The organism is Roseateles oligotrophus (assembly GCF_025717515.1).
Lineage (GTDB): Bacteria > Pseudomonadota > Gammaproteobacteria > Burkholderiales > Burkholderiaceae_C > Paucibacter_A > Paucibacter_A oligotrophus.
Window position 1 is genome coordinate 1 of the sequence record NZ_JAJIRN010000007.1, and the last position, 15,842, is coordinate 15,842.

Sequence of the window (15,842 nt, forward strand, 5' to 3'; positions counted from 1 at the left end):
TTAATATCAAGCAATGCCCCCAGCTCGATAGAGTTGGGGGCATTTTGCGTTTTGGACTAGTTTTTTAACTCTCTCGGGCGCCTTCCCGAACATGGCTTCGTAAGCGTCCGGCCAACCCATCTTGAATCAGCCCGTCCGGTCTGCAAGGATCGTGTCCACTTAGCAATAGATGGACATGATGACAACAGACAAGACAGTTAAACGGCGCCAGTACAGCGACGAACTCAAGGCCAGAGTCGTGGCCGAATGTGATGAAGCTGGAGCCTCAGTGGCTAAGGTGGCGATGTCCCATGGTATCAATGCCAACATCGTGCACGGCTGGAGGCAGCTGGCTCGGGCAGGCCATCTGGCCTTGCCGACCAAGATGGTCGGCTTCTTGCCCCTGCCGCTTGGTGCCATGTCCAAACCCACTGTGCCGACCGACATTCGCATTGAACTGCGGCGCGGCGACACGACGATCAGCATCGCCTGGCTGACCTCCGCAGCCGCAGAGTTTGCGGCCTGGACGCGCGAGTTGCTGCGCTGATGCAGGGCCTGATTCCTATCGAAGCCGTGTGGCTGGCGACAGCGCCGATGGACATGCGCGGCGGCTCCGAGGCCGCATTGGCGCGGGTCGTCCATGTCTTCGGCGCCGCGCGGCCGCACCACGCCTATTTGTTTGCCAACCGCCGCGCCAATCGGATGAAGGTGCTGGTACACGACGGCATCGGGGTGTGGTTGGCAGCGCGGCGCTTGAACGTCGGCAAGTTCGTTTGGCCGCAGCACGGCGACACGCTGGCCCTGACGCGTGCGCAGCTGGATGCCCTGGTGTTGGGCCTGCCGTGGCAGCGCATCGGCGAGGCCGGCGTCATCAGGGTTTTGTAGTTAGGAAGTAGATCAAGACTGGCGGCTTGCATCAATTGCGGGATGTGCTGATGCGCATTGGCGAGGCCTTCGGCATCATCTGTTCTGTGATGACCGCACCCTCCATTGAATCGCTGAACCCTGAGCAAATGCGCCAGATGCTGCTGGCCTTGACCCGCGACATGGCGGCCAAGGAAGCGATCATTCAACGACAGAACCACGACCTCACCTTCAAGCAAGCGCTCATCGACAAGTTCACACACGAGATGGCGGTGCTCAAGCGGCTGAAGTTCGCGGCCCAGTCGGAGGGCGTCAACGCCGAGCAGCGCAGCCTGCTGGATGAAACCATCGACACCGATCTGGCCGCGTTGGCCCAAGAGATCGAGGCCCTGATACCGGCCAAGGCGCCAACGCAAGACAAGCAAACCCCCAAGCGCCAGCCTTTGCCCGAGCACCTGCCGCGCCGCGAGTTCGTGCATGAGCCCGAGAGCACGACATGCCGCTGTGGCTGCCAGTTAAAGCGCATCGGCCAAGACGTGGCCGAGAAGCTGGATTACTAGCCCGGGGTGTTCACGGTGGAGCGCCACATCCGTGGCAAGTGGGTCTGCGACCAATGCGAGACGCTGGTGCAGGCGCATGTTGCCGCGCACATCATCGACAAGGGCCTGCCCACTGCCGGTCTGCTGGCGCAAGTGCTGGTGGCCAAGTTCTTAGACCATCTGCCGCTGTACCGGCAGGAACACATCTTCGAGCGTGCCGGGTTTGCGATCTCCCGCTCAACCTTGGCGCAATGGGTGGGCGAATGCGGCGCACAGCTGCAGCCCTTGGTGGATGCGTTGTCCGCCGAGCTGCTCAGCCACGGCGTGCTGCATGCCGACGAGACGCCGGTGGCGATGCTCAAGCCCGCAAACCTCAGAGATGGCAAGACACACCGCGCTTATCTTTGGAGTTACTGCACCACGCGCTTCAACGCCACCCGGGCGGTGGTGTTCGACTTCGCGGACAGCCGCGGGGGCCAGCATGTGCGCAGCTTCCTGGGCTTGCCCGATGCGGACGACCGTACCGACACAAGAAACACCAAGCCCGGCTGGCAGGGGCGTTTGGTGACCGACGACTTCAGCGGCTACAAGGCTTGCTATGCGATGGGCGTGATCGAGGTGGGCTGCATGGCCCATGCGCGGCGCAAGTTCCACGAATTGTGGGTGCACCACCAAAGCACGGTAGGCGAGCAAGCGCTGAAGCTCATCGGCATGCTCTATGACGTGGAGCGCGAAGTTCAGCAGTTCAGCCCGGCGCAGCGCCAGGCCGAGCGCCAATCGCGAGCCAAGCCGGTGGCTGACTCGCTGCACCAATGGCTGACGCTGCAGCGGCAAAAAGTGCCCGACGGCTCGGCCACCGCGAGAGCCATCGATTACAGCCTGAACCGATGGACAGCGCTCACGCGCTACATCGACGACGGGGAATTGCCAATAGACAACAACTGGGTCGAGAACCAGATTCGTCCCATCGCGCTGGGTAGGAAGAATTGGCTCTTCGCGGGCTCATCGCGCGCGGGCAAACGGGCGGCTGCGATCATGAGCTTGGTGCATTCCGCGCGTTTGAACGGGCATGAGCCATACGCCTATTTGAAGGATGTGCTGGAGCGCCTGCCGACCCTGCCGGCCATACGCATTGAGGAATTGCTGCCTCACCGCTGGCGACCCGGTGAGCTGCCTACCTGAACGGCACAGGCGTATTCAAGACGGGTTCGCCGGACGGATACATGGCTTCGGCAAATTTTTGCTCCCGTTCTTGTACTGTATGGAGAAATTCAGCGGCACCTTTCATCGCGCGAAAAGTGTCGAAGCCAGATTCTAGAAAAGCCTGCAATTCACCCATGCCCGCGCCTGTGGCCGGGCCGCGCATGAGCCGCAACGCATGCCTTAGTACTGGTTTGCGGGTGAGTCGCTCTAGCGACTCACCAACAGCGACCGTCAACTGAATCTGCAGTTGGCGTGACCCTTGCTCTTGGCAGGCCTGCCACGCATGCTGATAGCTTTGGGCATCGATGTACTCCGAGTTCAATTTGTCGGCCATCAAAGTGTCCAATCGCTCCGAAATCGCGTGCAGCCGGGCGAGGCGCGCGACCGTGTCGACTACTTCGGCGGGGAAGAGTTTGACCAGGGCCGGCACTACACGCGCAAATTGAGCGTCACGACGGGTGTAGTCGCCAGGGCCATAGAGCTCTTTCAAAAAAAACTCGGCCGCTCCTTGGTAGCGAGTGGAAATCAAGAGGTCGGCATAGGTGTTTGCGAAACGCTGTTGCTGATAGCGTTTCAATGCCTGAACCTTTGCCCCCAAGCCAGGTTGTTGTTCGCGCAGCAAGCGCTGCGCATCGACTTCGCGAAGGTGGTTCAGGATCTGTTCGTCTATTGCTGAATCCATGGCAACCGAGCTGGTTTGAATGGCTCGATTGTGACGCCACTACACTGAGCTGATGAATGCATGGATTCAACGCGGGCTGATGGGCTTGAAGCTGCTGTTGTGTATGCTCGCCCTGCTTTGGGGCTGGAACAGCGGCTCCGTGGCGCTCGGTATTTTCCTTGTCGCGCTCATATTCGGTCTTGGCGGCGCGGTCATATTTTTGAGCTTCGCTGCTCTTTCGCGAATCAATCGCCTCGCTGCAATATTTCGACCCGCTCCGTTGCTGCGTGCATGGTTGCGCGAATGGTTGGCATGCGAACGGGTTTTCTCTTGGCAGCAGCCTTTCGCGGAATTTCGCTATCCCGACAACTTGCCTGCCGGAGCAAGTGAACGGGGCGTGCTCTTGCTACATGGGTTCACTTGCAATAGAGGTTTGTGGAATCCCTGGATGAGGGGTTTACGTAAAAAAGGCACGCCATTTGTGGCGCTGACGCTTGAACCGGCGTTTGGTTCGATTGATGCCTATGCCGACCAGATCGAGGTGGGCGTGCAGGCTTTGCTGGCCCTGAGTGGCCTGCCTCCGGTGATTGTTGCCCACAGCATGGGTGGGCTAGCTGTGCGTGCATGGTTGAGGCGGTATGGGCATTCCCAGCAAGGCGCGGCCCCGGCCGCACATATCATGACCTTGGGCTCGCCACATTCCGGCACCTGGATGGCGCAGTTTTCGCCCGCAGTCAATTCGCGACAGATGCGTCGCGGCAGTATTTGGCTGGCAACGCTTGCTCGGGACGAGTCGCCGGAACTAGCGGCGCGGTTTACTTGTTACTTCAGCTATTTTGATCAAGTGGTTTGCCCGGCGAGAGCCGATGTCTTGCCCGGTTCCCGTTCGATCGAGGTGGCCGAAAGCGGGCATTTGTCCATGCTGTTTGATGATCAGATATTTTCAGACCTGCAGCATTTGCTGAGCGAAAAAAGCCCTGAAGCAAGTGGCTAACAGGGCTTTCTATTGCGGGCCGAATTTAGGCGGCTGATTCGTCCTTCAGCACGCCACGGCGGATCTGATCAAGTTCGATGCTCTCAAACAGGGCTTTGAAATTGCCTTCGCCGAAGCCTTCATTGCCCTTTCGCTGAATGATTTCAAAGAAGATCGGTCCGATCACTTCCTTGGTGAAAATCTGCAGCAATAACTCGTTAGGCGCGTCCAGATGGGCTGCGCCGTCGATCAGGATGCGCAGGCGGCGCAGTTCCTCGACGCTCTCGCCATGGCCGGGCAGGCGCTTGTCGATCAGGTCGAAATAGGTGTTGATGGTGTCTTGGAAATTGACGCCGGAGTCGCGCATGCGCTCGACCGTGCCGTAGACGTCATCGGTGCCCATGGCCACGTGTTGGATGCCTTCGCCGTGGTAGATGTCCAGGTACTCGGCGATCTGGCTCTTGTCGTCGCTGCTCTCGTTGATCGGGATGCGGATATTGCCGCAAGGGCTGGTCATCGCCTTGCTCTTGAGACCGGTCAACTTGCCTTCGATGTCGAAGTAACGCACCTCGCGGAAGTTGAAGAAGCGCTCATAGAAGTCCGCCCATTCCTTCATGCGGCCACGGAAGACGTTGTGTGTCAGATGGTCGATATAGGTCAGGCCCAGGCCGACCGGGTTGGACGGTACAGGCTTGCCTTCGCCGTCCAGCAGCGGCACGAAATCCACGTCGTAGATGCTGATGTTGCCGATGTCGCCGGGGGTGGCATCGTTCTTGCCTTGCCAGCGGTCGACGAAATAGATCAGCGAATCACCAATTCCCTTGATGGCCGGGATGTTCAGCTCCATTGGGCCGGCCTTGTTGTCAAAGCCCCAGGCACCCAGCTCCAGCGCGCGCTTGTAGGCGAAGGCTGCGTCGTTCACGCGGAAGCCGATGGCGCAGATGGACGGGCCGTGCAGCCGCGCGAAGCGCTGCGCGAAGGAGTCCAACTCGGCGTTGATGATGAAGTTCACGCCGCCCTGGCGATACAGCGTTACGTTTTTGTGCCGGTGCTTGGCCACGGCGGTGAAGCCCATGGTCAGGAACAGCTCGCCAAGTTCGGCCGGATTGGGGGCTGCGAATTCGATGAATTCGAAGCCAGCGGTGCCCATTGGGTTTTCCCAGGGAGTGAATGCCATATCTTGTCTCCAAAAAAGAGTCTTGCGATGGGTCAAGACTGTAGGTTGTTTGGGGCGCAGGATTCATGCGATCTCTGGCGCAAGGGCGCCCGTAGACGCAGGAGTCCTGCGAGAATCCGAAAGATGGGAATTGATCTACAGCTCGATACGATTGATAGACGCATTTTGAGGGCGTTGCAGATTGATGGCCGGGTGACCTATGACGCCTTGGCCGCACAGGTCAGTCTGTCCGCATCGGCGGTGCTGCGGCGGGTGCGACGGCTCGAGGAATCTGGCGCGATCTCGGCCTATGTGGCCTTGGTTCCGCCCGAAAAGGTCGGGCTTGGACTGACCGCCTATATCAATGTGCGACTCGAAAAACACACCGAAAGCCATCAACGCAATCCGATGGAGCTATTCCGGGTTGCCGTGCAAGCTTGGCCCGAAGTGGTCGAATGTGCGGCGCTGACTGGCGATATGGACTATTTGTTGCGTGTCTTGGTGCAGGACATGGCGCACTACGCGCGCTTCATCACCGAGACGCTGCTCAAGCACCCAAGTGTCCAAGATTGCAAGACCAGCTTTGTGCTTGATCGCTTGAAGAACACCACGGCCGTGCCGGTTTGACGAGTTTGCTTTGGATTGGCGGATTTGTCGGTGATTCAGCGTCGGGTCAGCACCACGGCCAACTCCGTCCAACCTTGCGCGTGGGCGTGGGCCGCATAGGGCGGGGCAGGCCAGTCCCAGCGATCAATCGGGAACAAGGCGCGTACCGCCTGAATATCGCAATGGTAAGGTGGGCCTTCAAGTACGCCGACTCCGGCACTCTCACGCCGGGCCTGCATCAGCAAGGCAAACAAGCGCCCGCCGGGCTTGAGCCAGCTGTGAAGTTGGTCGGCATAGCGGCGCCAATGATCCGGGTGCAAGGCGCATAGACAGGTTTGTTCGTAAATCGCATCGAGTGCAGCCTCGGCTTGCCAGGTCAGCACATTGGCCTGCTCCACTCGTGCCAAACCGGATGCATCGTGGGCCGCAAGTTGGGTGCGTGCCAAATCCACCGCAGCAGGCGCATAGTCAAGTCCGAGCACTTTGACGCCGGCCTTGGCCAGCAAGAGCAATTCATGACCGCGCCCGCAGCCGGGTACCAAGAGACTCTGCCCCGGCGTGATCAGCCCCTGTGCCAGCCATTGCTTCAGTTGGGGCTGGGCTTCGCCGCGGTCCCATGGGATTTGGCCGGAGACGAATCGCTGCTGCCAAAATTCTTGCGTGGGTCCGGCCACCTTAGCTATTCCGATGGAGCTGCATATTCAGTCGAACTCGTGCAAGAGCTTGAGCGTGGCTTCTTGGCTCAGATTGAGCAGCCTGGAGATGTCCAGCAAGTCATCGGGCACGGCTTCGTCGCTCCAATCCTCGGCGGTGTGGCGCGCCAAGCGTATCGCCAGTTTGACGCATTGCACCTGCGGGTCATTGGCTCGCTTGTCATTGGTGATGTGCTGAAGCAACTCGGGTAAATGCCAGGCTTGCATCAGCGCCTGCTCCAGATCGCTCAATTCAATATGCAAGATCTCGCGCTGCACCGCCGAGCTGCGCAGGTGTCGATCGGCCGCTTGCCGATCACGGATCTGCTGCGCCAAATCCGGCGCGTTGACCCATAGCAGCATTTCGGCGAAGTCATGCAGCAGGGCCGCACTGTGGATCACGGCCGCATCTGGATCGCGCCTGTGGATGGCAAAGCACAGCGCAAATCGGGCCGCACGCTCGGCACGGCGCAAGACCCGCTGCAGGCCATCCAGCGCATGAGCTTGGGCGGCCAGCCGGTCTTCAACCGTTGGCTGCGCGCCGAACTCACGGAAGAAGGGTGTGATGCCCATCAAGACCAAAGCGGCGGTGACGGTTTCGGCGTCGGTCAGTAAGCGGCTGGAACGATGGCTGGCGGCGTAGGCCAGCACCTTCAAGGTCATCAGTGGGTCTGTCGCGATCATTTCACCCAGGCTGTTCGCATCCACGGCATCTTCGTTGCCGCGCAAAAGCTCGAGTGACTCGGCCGTCTCGGCCAGCACCGGGATTTCCGCATTGCAGAACAAAGCTGTCCATGCGGCCAAGTCCGGAGGGGCTTGGCGAACGGCGGGGAGTGGTAGGGGCGCGGACATGATGCTGCTGCTTGTCGAGTGATGCGTAATCGTAAAGCGCCTCGGCCTTTTAAGTGCCAAGAAAAGCGGCAGAATTAGCCCGCTTGCCGTGGAAAAACACCGACCCGGCTCGCGGCTTGAACTGCAAATCGAGGTCGGTGTTTGCTTCGCTGAATTACAGGCGGGTGATGCCGGAAAGGGTGCCAATACGCCGCCCGTCCGCGTACAGCGCACCTTCCGGCGCGCCGGCCTCGGCATAGAACTCCAGTTCCGGTCTACGCGTTGGACGGGCGCTTCGTGTCAAGCGTGTCGCCAAGCGGGCCAATAGCGCGCTGCTGGTTCGCAGGGTTAGGGCAAGGCGCAGGCGCCAGGCTTCATGGGTCCATTCGTATTCGGCCGCGTTCGCGTCGGGCCCCCGCAATTCTGTCAATCGCATGATCTTTCTCCTTGCCGGCCCAGATTGCTGATGGGCCGGTTGATTCAGGCGCCGCCGTCCGGCCGCGTCATTTCCAGGGTTTGCTTGTGTAGTTCGCGGCGCGCTGTTTGGCGCTGGCCGCTATTGCTGCCGAAATGGCCGTGCTTGCCGGCCTGGCGCATCAATGCATGGGCCACCAGCGGATTGCGGGGCTTGCGCAGCTTCATATTGAGTGGGCGGGGGCTGGTGAATTGAGTCATATGCAATATTCCTTGGCGAGCTTGCTCGCTAGAGTCTTGAGGCATGCAGCGGCTCTACCTTGGGCGGTAATGCGCCACTGCGGCGTGATTAATGGCTGACAAGGGCCCAGGGGCGGCCTTGGAAAATGCAGCGGCTCCCAGATCTGTGTTGCTGATCCAGTGATTGGCTACGGATGACGAGGTTCTCGGCGGAGCCGAGTCGGGTGGGTGCAGGGCCGGCCTTGCTGAGTGCTCTGAAAAATTGTGTCGGCCGATGAGGCGGGCACAACTTCGAGTTTCAGTCCAGCGGGGTGCGCCCGGTTAAGGCGTTGAAGATAGGGCGTTCGCCGCAACGCAGAACGCCGCGACTTGTGCAAATGATAAACGTTTGTTTATCTTGCGCAAGTACTTTGTATCTTTTTTGATAAAGAAACCAAGGTCAGCGTTTCTTCGGTTTCAAGGGCGCAATGCCTTGCTGGATGCGTCGCCACTCGTCCAGCTCGGCCGCGCCGCCCGAGGCCGCTGGCTTGGGCTGAGAAGTCAGTGGCTGAACCGCCGCGGTCGAGCGCTTCGGCGTGGCGACCGGTGCTGGTGCTGGTGCCGGAGGCGTCAGCACCTCGCCCAGCAGGTCCAGCAAACGGGTGCGGGCGCGCTGCGGGTGACGGCGATAGTAGGTCAATACCAAGCCAACAATGAAGCGCTCGTCATCGTCCTGGGGCACGCTGGGCGTGCTGTCTTGCACCGGCACCGTCGCCAGTCCGGCCTTGCTCAGATGGGGAATGTCCATCCAGCCGGCCGGCTTGTGGAACAGCTGCTCAAACTGGCGCGCCAAGCGTTCGCCGATCTGCCTTGAGCGGCTCTTGATCTGGCTCCAATAGCTGGGCTGGATTTGCAGGCGCTCGGCAAAACGCCGCTCCAGCCCACGCAAGGCGGCTGCATCGGGATGTTTGACGGCGGCGGTGACGAACTCTTCGAACAGGAGCATCGCGTTGTCCAATCGGATCTGGGCGACGTCCACAGGGGCGGATGACATCTGCGTATGATAAAGCTTCGGTGCTCGCGGCCGCCTACGGCAACGCAATTCAGCGGCTAAAGATGTAGCCTCTTGCTCACATTCCGGCGCAGGTTTCCCTCCCCCTCGGCCACTCAGTCCTGCTCGTCAGCGGTTTTGTATGCGGCGATCAGCTGCGCCTGAGTATTCGGCGGCAGCACCTCATAGTGCGACAGCAGCAAGGTGTAGCGGCCTTGTCCGCTGGTCATCGCGTTGAGGCGGGTCTGGTAGCTGGACAGTTCGGCCAGGGGTGCCAAGCCCTGCACGATGAGGGTGCCGGGTACGGCCGAGCTGGTGCCGTTGACCTGACCCCGGCGGGCGGCCAAGTCGCCGGTGATGTCGCCTATCGCCGTGGCGGGCGAGCTGATTTCGATCTGCACCATGGGCTCCAGCAGCAACGGACGCGCTTCACGCACGGCGGCGATAAGCGCGCGCCGGCCGGCGGTGACGAAGGCGATTTCCTTGCTGTCGACGGAATGATGCTTGCCATCAAACACCGTGACACGCAAATCGACCAAGGCGAAACCGGCCACCACCCCGCTTTCCAGCGCGGAGCGCACGCCTTTTTCCACCGCCGGCATGTACTGAGCCGGAATGGTTCCACCCTTCACCGCATCGACGAACTCGAAGCCCGCGCCCCGCGCCAGCGGTTCCACCCGCAAATAGACCTCGCCAAATTGCCCGGCGCCGCCGCTTTGCTTCTTGTGCCGGTAATGGCCCTCGGCCGCCGTCGAGATGGTCTCGCGATAGGCGACGCGGGGCGGCTGCGTCAAGACCTCGAACTTGTAGCTCTCGCGCAGCCGCTCCAGCAACATGCGCAGATGCAGCTCGCCCAGGCCGTAGACGACGGTTTCATTGGTCTGGCCACTGTGCTCGAGCTTCAGGCAGGGGTCTTCGTCAACCAGGCGGCCGAGGATCTCCCAGAGCCTTTGTTCGTCACCATGGCGGGCCGGGCTGATGGCCAGTCCATGTACCGGCACCGGAAAGCCCAGCGGCTTCAAAAAGATATGCTCATCCTCGGGCGCGTCGTGCAGCACCGCGTCGTAATGCAGCTCCTCGACCTTGGCAATCGCGCAGAGGTCGCCCGGCAAGGCCTGCTCGACCTCGATGTGCCTATTGCCCTGCAGCATAAAAAGGTGGCCGACGCGAAAGGGCTTGCGGCCGTGGCCCACGAAGAGCTGGCTATTGCGCGTCAGCGTGCCCTGGTGCACGCGCAGCACACCCATCTTGCCCAGGTAGGGGTCACTCACCACCTTGAAGACATGGGCCAGCACATGGGCGCTGGGGTCGGGTCTTGCCTGCATGCGCTGGTTAGCCGGCTCGGCCTCGCCAGCGCCTGTGGCGCGCAGGAATTGTGGTGGATTGCCCTCGGCCGGATTCGGCAGCAGGCGTTCGATCACATCCAGCAACTCGGCCACGCCGGCCCCGCTGCGCGCCGAGGTGAAGCAGACCGGGATCAGATGGCCCTCGCGCAAGGCCTGCTCAAGCGGGCCATGCAACTCGCGCGGGTCGATATCGCCTTCGTTCAGGTAACGCTCTACAAAAGCGGCATCCACTTCAACCACCTGCTCGACCAAGGCCTGATGCGCGATTCCCACCGATGAAAAATCGGCCCGGCCGGTGATGTTGTAAAAGCAGTCCAGCACGCGGCTGCCGCCGGCCGCGGGTAAATTCAAGGGCAGGCATTGGCGCCCAAAGACCTCGCGCAGCTGCTCCAGCAAGGCGGGCAGATCCAGCTCGAGTGCGTCGATCTTGTTGATTACGATCAGCCGGCACAGGCCGCGCTGGGCGGCGGTCTCCATCATCTTGGAGGCCATCATTTCAATGCCGTTCTGGGCGTTGATGAGCACCACCGCCGTGTCCGCCGCCTCCAGGGCAGGCAGTGATTGGCCAATGAAGTCGGCCGCGCCGGGCGTGTCGATCGCGTGAATACGAATGCCGCCGTGGTCGATATGCACCAGCGCCGTGTGCAGCGAGTGCTGCAGCTTGCGCTCGAGCGGGTCGTAGTCGCTGATGGTCGTGCCGCGCTCGACACTGCCGGCCTGGGCAATGCTGCCGGCCTGCAGCAGCAGCGCCTCCAGCAAGCTGGTCTTGCCGGCCCCGGCCGGCCCGACCAAGGCCAGCGTGCGAATCGCCGCTATGCCAGGGCTGCTGCTACTCTGCGTTGAAGGACTGCTGGGACTGGGCATGACGCGCTCCTTTGCGATCGGATGCATGGACATCTATTCCAGTGCCGGGTCAGTCAAGCGGCTCCCCGGCGCAAACTCCAGCGTAGAGTAAGCGCGGCCAGCTTACAAGTACGGCTGCTCGCTATTTGAGCGGAATTGGCGTGCCGCGATCGACCGGCACGGCGCTGATGCTGTTCTGCGGCGAGCCTTCGATCACGCGGTCGGAGTAGGTCAGATAGACCAGCGTGTTGCGTTTCACGTCAACCATGCGAACTATGCGCAGCCTTTTGAAGATCAGCGATGCACGTTCATTGAAAACCTCCTCCTGCTGCGGCAATGCCTTGGCAAAAACGATGACGCCGGTTTGGCGGCAGGCAATCGAGGCCTCGGACTTATCTTCTGCCAGACCGAGGCCACCCTTGATGCCGCCGGTCTTGGCCCGCGATACATAGCAGGTGACGCCGGCTACCTTGGGGTCGTCATGGGCGTCGACGACGATTTTGTGATCGGGGCCTATGAATTTGAAGACGGTATCGACCTCGCCGATCGCGTCAGCCGCCACATAAGCCGGCCAAGCCAGCGCCAGCAAGACTATCAATTTCGCTCGCATAAGAGATCCTCCGTGGACCTTGAGCGTATCAGTCGTTCGGGGCTGAATGGACGCGGCGGCTATCGCTAGGCGCCTGTTCACGTTGATGCAGGCCGTAGTCGCGTTGCACCTCGGCCACGCGCAGTCGGTAGTCGGCGAACACATGGCCTCGTCCCAATGCCTGCGTGCTGCGGTGCTGTTCCAGATTGCGCCAGGCGGCCACGGCCGCCTCGTCGCGCCAGAAGGACAGCGACAGCAGCTTGCCCGGCTCGCTCAGGCTGCTGAAGCGCTCGATGCTGAGGAAGCCATCGATCTCTTGCAGCAAGGGGCGCAACTCGGCGGCCAGATCCAAATATTCTTGATAGTGTTCGGGTCGGGGGCTGACTTCGAAGATGACGGCGATCATGTCTGCTCCTGCTCGGATTCGAAGTTGTTCAAGATGGGAATGCGGGCATTGGCCAGCGCTTGAAAGCCTGCGCACCGCGGCGTTTGTTGAGGGGTAGGTTGCTGCATGGCGAGCCATAAAGCCACCGCGCCGGCGTTCAGGGTCAGCGTGATGCCGGGGCAGCGGTGGCGGCCGCTGCCAAAGCCCAAGGGCTCGGCTTTGGGGTCTGCTCCGCCGACCAAGATCACCAACAGGGCGTCACCGGCGCGCAATGGCTGGCCGGCCAGCACGCAGTCGCGCAAGGCCCAGCGACGGGTGTGATGAATGGCGCCGGGCTGGCGGCCGACGGTCTTGAGCAAGTCGGTGCAGGCCGCCAAATCTCGCGGGGCGGAGGCGCTTGAATGGGTGGCTGCCAACAGGCCAAGGCCGAGCAGGCCGGCTCCGGCCTCGTAGCCTTGCCACAGCAAGGCCAGCGCTTGCGCCTGCCACCAGTCGGCGGTCTCGGCCAAGCCCATTAGCCGCGCCTGGGCTTGCAGCGCCTGCGCCAAGGGGCCCGGCGCCGCGCCGTCAAGCAAGGCCAAAATAGCGGCCATGGCCCGGTCGCCTTGCTCCAGTGCGGCGGGGTCCGCTTGCGGCTTCAAGGCGAGCGCCAAGGCCGCCAAATTTGCCAGCAGGGCTTGCTGCTCGGTCGCGTGGCTGAAGGTGGTGCCAAGCAGGCCGGCCACCGTGCAGGGCAGGCTGGCCCATTGCCAGTGGCGCCAGTCCAACTGCAGCGCCAAGCCGGCTTGGCGCTCGGCGACTTGCCGCACCAGGGCAGGTTCAAGGCCATCAAGCGCCGCTTGCACGGCAAGCTTCTCGGCTTCGCGCGGTCCGTCATCACGCATGCGCAACCAGCGGGCGAAGACGGCGCCGAAAGGCCGGCCTTGCAGGTTGGGTGGAACGGCTTGTCCCGGCGGGCGTACGCCCAAATCATCGTGCTGCAGCGCGGCCAGCGCCAGTTCCGGGCTGGCGGCGATCCAGCAGCTTGACGCCGGATCAAACTGCAAGGTACTGCGCTTGCTCAGCTCGCGATAAAAGGATTGCATCGCGGCGGTGTCGGGCGACGCGGCGGCGGTCAGCGCGGTCAGCGCAGGGTGGGGGGCTTGGTAGGGGCAGGTCATGGAGTCAGTGTCATCTCTTTGGCAGCGCGACGCTTCGTTTAGCATCGAAGCATGGATGACAAGCAAAACTTTGCCGACATGGCCTTGGCCGAACTGGCCCAAAGCATGGCCGAGCCGGCGCGGGCGCGCATGCTCTGCTGCTTGATGGACGGCCATGCCCGTACGGCCACCGAGTTAGCGGCGGTGGGCGAGGTGGCGGCCTCGACCGCAAGCGCGCATCTGGCGCGCTTGAACAGCGCCGGCTTGATCGAATGCCAATCGCAGGGGCGCCACCGTTACTACAAGCTGGCCGGTGGCGAGGTTGGGGCGGCCTTGGAGGCGATGCTGGTGCTGGCAGGGCGTAGCGCCGGCAGCGCGCCGAAGGCGTTTGAGCCAAGCACGCCGCCAGCCATGCGTGAAGCTCGCCGCTGCTATGACCACCTGGCCGGCGAATGGGCCGTGCGCCTGCATGACCATGTTTTGGGCAAGGCCTGGTTGGAAGTCGATACCGAACTGCCGCGCGCCTACACGCTCAGCGGGGCCGGCGAAGCAGGTTTTGCCGCGCTGGGCCTGGATGTCACGGCCGCCCGGTCTACAAGGCGGCGGCTCGCCTGCGCCTGCATGGATTGGAGCGTGCGCAGCCCGCATCTCGGCGGGGCTTTGGGCGCCGCCTGGCTGCAGCTAATGCTCGCCGAGGCTTGGGTCGAGAGCGAGTTGGACAGCCGCGCCTTGCGCCTTACCCAGCGTGGCCGCAGCGGTTTGCAGCGTTTGCTTGGATTGAGTTCGCATGAATTCTAAAAAATATTTGTTGGGGATTTGCCTGCTGCTCGCAGCTTCCTGGTCCTGGGCGGCCGGTGATGTGCTGCGTATTGGCTCCAAACGTTTCACCGAGTCCTACATCTTGGCCCATGTGTTGGCGCAGACGGCACAAACGGCACAGGCGAATGGCGAGGCCGGCAAGGTCGAGGTGTTGGCCGGCCTGGGCAACACGGCCATCGTCTATGCCGCCTTGCAGGCCGGCAGCATTGACCTCTATCCCGAATATGCCGGCACCATAGACCAGGAAATTCTCAAGAACAAGACCCCGTCTACTTTGGCCGTCATGCGTGAGCAACTGAAACCGCTGGGTCTGGGTGTTGACATCGCTTTGGGTTTCAATGATGGCTATGCGCTGGCGATGCGGGCTGACCGGGCGCAGGCCCTGGGCGTGAGCAAGCTGTCCGATCTGGCCGGGCAGCCCGGCTTGCGTCTGGGCCTGAGCAATGAGTTCATTGGCCGCGCCGATGGTTGGCCCGGTTTGGCCAAGCGTTATGGTTTGCCGCAGCAGCCGACCGGCCTCGACCATGGCCTCGCTTACGATGCCTTGAGCGCCGGCCAGACCGACGTGATCGACATTTACACGACCGACGCCAAGATCTCGCATCTGGGCCTGCGTGTGCTGCAAGATGATGGCGCGTATTTTCCGCGTTATGACGCGCTTGTCTTGTACCGGCTCGATGTGCCTCGGCGCTTTCCCGTCGCTTGGCGCGCGCTGCAAGGCCTGGCAGGCAGCATCGACGAGGCCGCGATGATAGGCATGAATGCCAAAGCCGAATTGCAGGGTAAGAGCTTTGAGCTTATTGCGGCCGAGCGGCTGTTGCCGGCTGCGAAAACAGAGGCTGCCGAGGTCGGTTTTTGGAGCAAGTTGTTCGGGCCCGATTTACTCCGCTTGAGTTTGCAACATCTGAGCCTGGTCTTGTCCTCGGTTGGGCTGGCGAGCTTGGTCGGCTTGCCGCTGGCGCTGCTGGCGGCGCCGCATGCGCGTCTGCGTGGCTTGCTGCTGGGCGCTTGCGGCTTGCTGCAAACGGTGCCCTCGCTGGCGCTGCTGGCCGCGCTGATCTCCTGGGTCGAGCGCATCGGCAGCCTGCCGGCGATGCTGGCGCTGACGCTTTACGCCTTGCTGCCCATCATGCGCAACACTTGCACGGGCTTGGCCGAGGTGCCGGCGGGGCTCAAGCAGGCAGGCATGGCGCTGGGCCTGACGCCTTGGCAAAGCCTGCGCCTGATCGAGTTGCCGCTGGCCTTGCCGATGGTGTTGGCCGGCATCCGCACAGCGACCAGCATCGCGGTTGGCACGGCGACGATTGCTGCCTTCATCGGCGCCGGTGGCTTGGGCGAGCGCATCGTTACCGGCCTGGCCTTGAATGACCGCGATCTGCTGCTGGCCGGCGCCTTGCCGGCTGCCGCGCTGGCGCTCTTGTTCGAGGCGATGTTTGCCGCAATCTCGCTGGTACTGCGCCGGCGCAGCGGCTCTTGAGGTTTTTTGTCGGGGAAGCAAGGCTAGACTGCGCTGACTCTTTACTGATTCCCCGC

Annotated in this window: 17 protein-coding genes and 1 pseudogene; 7 read left to right on the plus strand and 11 right to left on the minus strand. The window is 62.0% G+C overall.

Translation table 11 applies throughout. The features are described from left to right. Positions 1 to 169 precede the first annotated feature (169 nt). From tnpA to tnpC, 3 genes and pseudogenes are all read left to right on the plus strand, one after another. The gene (gene tnpA, locus LNV07_RS15535; protein ID WP_263572081.1) at positions 170 to 526 is read left to right on the plus strand and encodes an IS66-like element accessory protein TnpA; all 357 of its coding nucleotides are present in this window, start codon (positions 170 to 172) and stop codon (positions 524 to 526) included. After that, entirely contained in the window at positions 526 to 864 is a 339-nt protein-coding gene (tnpB, locus tag LNV07_RS15540) for an IS66 family insertion sequence element accessory protein TnpB (protein ID WP_263572082.1), read from the plus strand. Before tnpA ends, tnpB begins: the two co-directional genes overlap by 1 nt. 86 nt (positions 865 to 950) lie before the next feature. Continuing rightward, positions 951 to 2,564 (plus strand): annotated as a pseudogene (gene tnpC / locus LNV07_RS15545) (IS66 family transposase). Here the strand turns inward: tnpC and LNV07_RS15550 are convergent. Then, positions 2,557 to 3,267 (minus strand): FFLEELY motif protein, encoded by a 711-nt coding sequence (locus tag LNV07_RS15550; protein ID WP_263572083.1) that lies wholly within the window; start codon positions 3,265 to 3,267, stop codon positions 2,557 to 2,559. The pseudogene tnpC and the gene LNV07_RS15550 overlap by 8 nt on opposite strands. A 52-nt stretch (positions 3,268 to 3,319) precedes the next feature. Here LNV07_RS15550 and LNV07_RS15555 point away from each other — a divergent pair, with 52 nt between their 5' ends. After that, positions 3,320 to 4,240 carry an esterase/lipase family protein gene (locus LNV07_RS15555; protein WP_263572084.1) on the plus strand — a complete coding sequence of 307 codons (921 nt, stop codon included), beginning with the start codon at positions 3,320 to 3,322 and terminating at the stop codon, positions 4,238 to 4,240. Positions 4,241 to 4,265: 25 nt separating this feature from the next. Here the strand turns inward: LNV07_RS15555 and hppD are convergent, their stop codons facing one another. After that, the gene (hppD, locus tag LNV07_RS15560) at positions 4,266 to 5,396 is read right to left on the minus strand and encodes a 4-hydroxyphenylpyruvate dioxygenase (RefSeq protein WP_263572085.1); all 1,131 of its coding nucleotides are present in this window, start codon (positions 5,394 to 5,396) and stop codon (positions 4,266 to 4,268) included. 123 nt (positions 5,397 to 5,519) lie between these two features. Here hppD and LNV07_RS15565 point away from each other — a divergent pair, with 123 nt between their 5' ends. Then, complete coding sequence (locus LNV07_RS15565) at positions 5,520 to 6,002, plus strand: Lrp/AsnC family transcriptional regulator (protein WP_263572086.1); 483 nt, start codon at positions 5,520 to 5,522, stop codon at positions 6,000 to 6,002. A gap of 35 nt (positions 6,003 to 6,037) precedes the next feature. Here the strand turns inward: LNV07_RS15565 and LNV07_RS15570 are convergent, their stop codons facing one another. The 9 genes from LNV07_RS15570 to LNV07_RS15610 all read right to left on the minus strand — a co-directional run bounded on the left by LNV07_RS15570 (position 6,038) and on the right by LNV07_RS15610 (position 13,511). After that, entirely contained in the window at positions 6,038 to 6,655 is a 618-nt protein-coding gene (locus tag LNV07_RS15570) for a TPMT family class I SAM-dependent methyltransferase (protein ID WP_263572087.1), read from the minus strand. A gap of 27 nt (positions 6,656 to 6,682) precedes the next feature. Then, positions 6,683 to 7,525 (minus strand): HDOD domain-containing protein, encoded by an 843-nt coding sequence (locus LNV07_RS15575; protein WP_263572088.1) that lies wholly within the window; start codon positions 7,523 to 7,525, stop codon positions 6,683 to 6,685. A gap of 154 nt (positions 7,526 to 7,679) precedes the next feature. Further along, the gene (locus LNV07_RS15580; RefSeq protein ID WP_263572089.1) at positions 7,680 to 7,940 is read right to left on the minus strand and encodes a hypothetical protein; all 261 of its coding nucleotides are present in this window, start codon (positions 7,938 to 7,940) and stop codon (positions 7,680 to 7,682) included. A 44-nt stretch (positions 7,941 to 7,984) separates the two neighbouring features. Further along, a complete protein-coding gene (locus LNV07_RS15585) occupies positions 7,985 to 8,179 on the minus strand; it encodes a hypothetical protein (protein WP_263572090.1) in 195 nt (64 codons plus the stop codon). Positions 8,180 to 8,597: 418 nt separating this feature from the next. Further along, positions 8,598 to 9,191 (minus strand): hypothetical protein, encoded by a 594-nt coding sequence (locus LNV07_RS15590; protein ID WP_263572091.1) that lies wholly within the window; start codon positions 9,189 to 9,191, stop codon positions 8,598 to 8,600. Positions 9,192 to 9,304: 113 nt separating this feature from the next. After that, on the minus strand, positions 9,305 to 11,398 hold the full coding sequence (fusA, locus tag LNV07_RS15595; protein ID WP_263572092.1) for an elongation factor G: 2,094 nt from the start codon (positions 11,396 to 11,398) through the stop codon (positions 9,305 to 9,307). Positions 11,399 to 11,519: 121 nt separating this feature from the next. Further along, entirely contained in the window at positions 11,520 to 11,987 is a 468-nt protein-coding gene (locus tag LNV07_RS15600; protein WP_263572093.1) for a CreA family protein, read from the minus strand. A gap of 28 nt (positions 11,988 to 12,015) precedes the next feature. Beyond that, positions 12,016 to 12,372, minus strand: coding sequence for an antibiotic biosynthesis monooxygenase family protein (locus LNV07_RS15605; RefSeq protein WP_263572094.1), 357 nt, complete (start codon positions 12,370 to 12,372; stop codon positions 12,016 to 12,018). Continuing rightward, on the minus strand, positions 12,369 to 13,511 hold the full coding sequence (locus tag LNV07_RS15610; protein WP_263572095.1) for a cytochrome P450 family protein: 1,143 nt from the start codon (positions 13,509 to 13,511) through the stop codon (positions 12,369 to 12,371). Before LNV07_RS15610 ends, LNV07_RS15605 begins: the two co-directional genes overlap by 4 nt. Before the next feature lie 51 nt (positions 13,512 to 13,562). On the opposite strand from LNV07_RS15610, the gene LNV07_RS15615 reads away from it, so the two are divergent. Both LNV07_RS15615 and LNV07_RS15620 read left to right on the plus strand, forming a co-directional pair. Continuing rightward, entirely contained in the window at positions 13,563 to 14,288 is a 726-nt protein-coding gene (locus tag LNV07_RS15615; RefSeq protein WP_263572096.1) for an ArsR/SmtB family transcription factor, read from the plus strand. Continuing rightward, complete coding sequence (locus tag LNV07_RS15620; protein WP_263572097.1) at positions 14,278 to 15,786, plus strand: glycine betaine ABC transporter substrate-binding protein; 1,509 nt, start codon at positions 14,278 to 14,280, stop codon at positions 15,784 to 15,786. Before LNV07_RS15615 ends, LNV07_RS15620 begins: the two co-directional genes overlap by 11 nt. The last annotated feature ends 56 nt before the right edge of the window (positions 15,787 to 15,842 follow it).

Coding starts and splice junctions, on each gene's coding strand:
- tnpA (WP_263572081.1), top strand. CDS start 170: ATGGACATGATGACAACAGACAAGACAGTTAAACGGCGCCAGTACAGC.
- tnpB (WP_263572082.1), top strand. CDS start 526: ATGCAGGGCCTGATTCCTATCGAAGCCGTGTGGCTGGCGACAGCGCCG.
- LNV07_RS15550 (WP_263572083.1), bottom strand. CDS start 3,267: ATGGATTCAGCAATAGACGAACAGATCCTGAACCACCTTCGCGAAGTC.
- LNV07_RS15555 (WP_263572084.1), top strand. CDS start 3,320: ATGAATGCATGGATTCAACGCGGGCTGATGGGCTTGAAGCTGCTGTTG.
- hppD (WP_263572085.1), bottom strand. CDS start 5,396: ATGGCATTCACTCCCTGGGAAAACCCAATGGGCACCGCTGGCTTCGAA.
- LNV07_RS15565 (WP_263572086.1), top strand. CDS start 5,520: ATGGGAATTGATCTACAGCTCGATACGATTGATAGACGCATTTTGAGG.
- LNV07_RS15575 (WP_263572088.1), bottom strand. CDS start 7,525: ATGTCCGCGCCCCTACCACTCCCCGCCGTTCGCCAAGCCCCTCCGGAC.
- LNV07_RS15580 (WP_263572089.1), bottom strand. CDS start 7,940: ATGCGATTGACAGAATTGCGGGGGCCCGACGCGAACGCGGCCGAATAC.
- LNV07_RS15585 (WP_263572090.1), bottom strand. CDS start 8,179: ATGACTCAATTCACCAGCCCCCGCCCACTCAATATGAAGCTGCGCAAG.
- LNV07_RS15590 (WP_263572091.1), bottom strand. CDS start 9,191: ATGTCATCCGCCCCTGTGGACGTCGCCCAGATCCGATTGGACAACGCG.
- fusA (WP_263572092.1), bottom strand. CDS start 11,398: ATGCCCAGTCCCAGCAGTCCTTCAACGCAGAGTAGCAGCAGCCCTGGC.
- LNV07_RS15600 (WP_263572093.1), bottom strand. CDS start 11,987: ATGCGAGCGAAATTGATAGTCTTGCTGGCGCTGGCTTGGCCGGCTTAT.
- LNV07_RS15605 (WP_263572094.1), bottom strand. CDS start 12,372: ATGATCGCCGTCATCTTCGAAGTCAGCCCCCGACCCGAACACTATCAA.
- LNV07_RS15610 (WP_263572095.1), bottom strand. CDS start 13,511: ATGACCTGCCCCTACCAAGCCCCCCACCCTGCGCTGACCGCGCTGACC.
- LNV07_RS15615 (WP_263572096.1), top strand. CDS start 13,563: ATGGATGACAAGCAAAACTTTGCCGACATGGCCTTGGCCGAACTGGCC.
- LNV07_RS15620 (WP_263572097.1), top strand. CDS start 14,278: ATGAATTCTAAAAAATATTTGTTGGGGATTTGCCTGCTGCTCGCAGCT.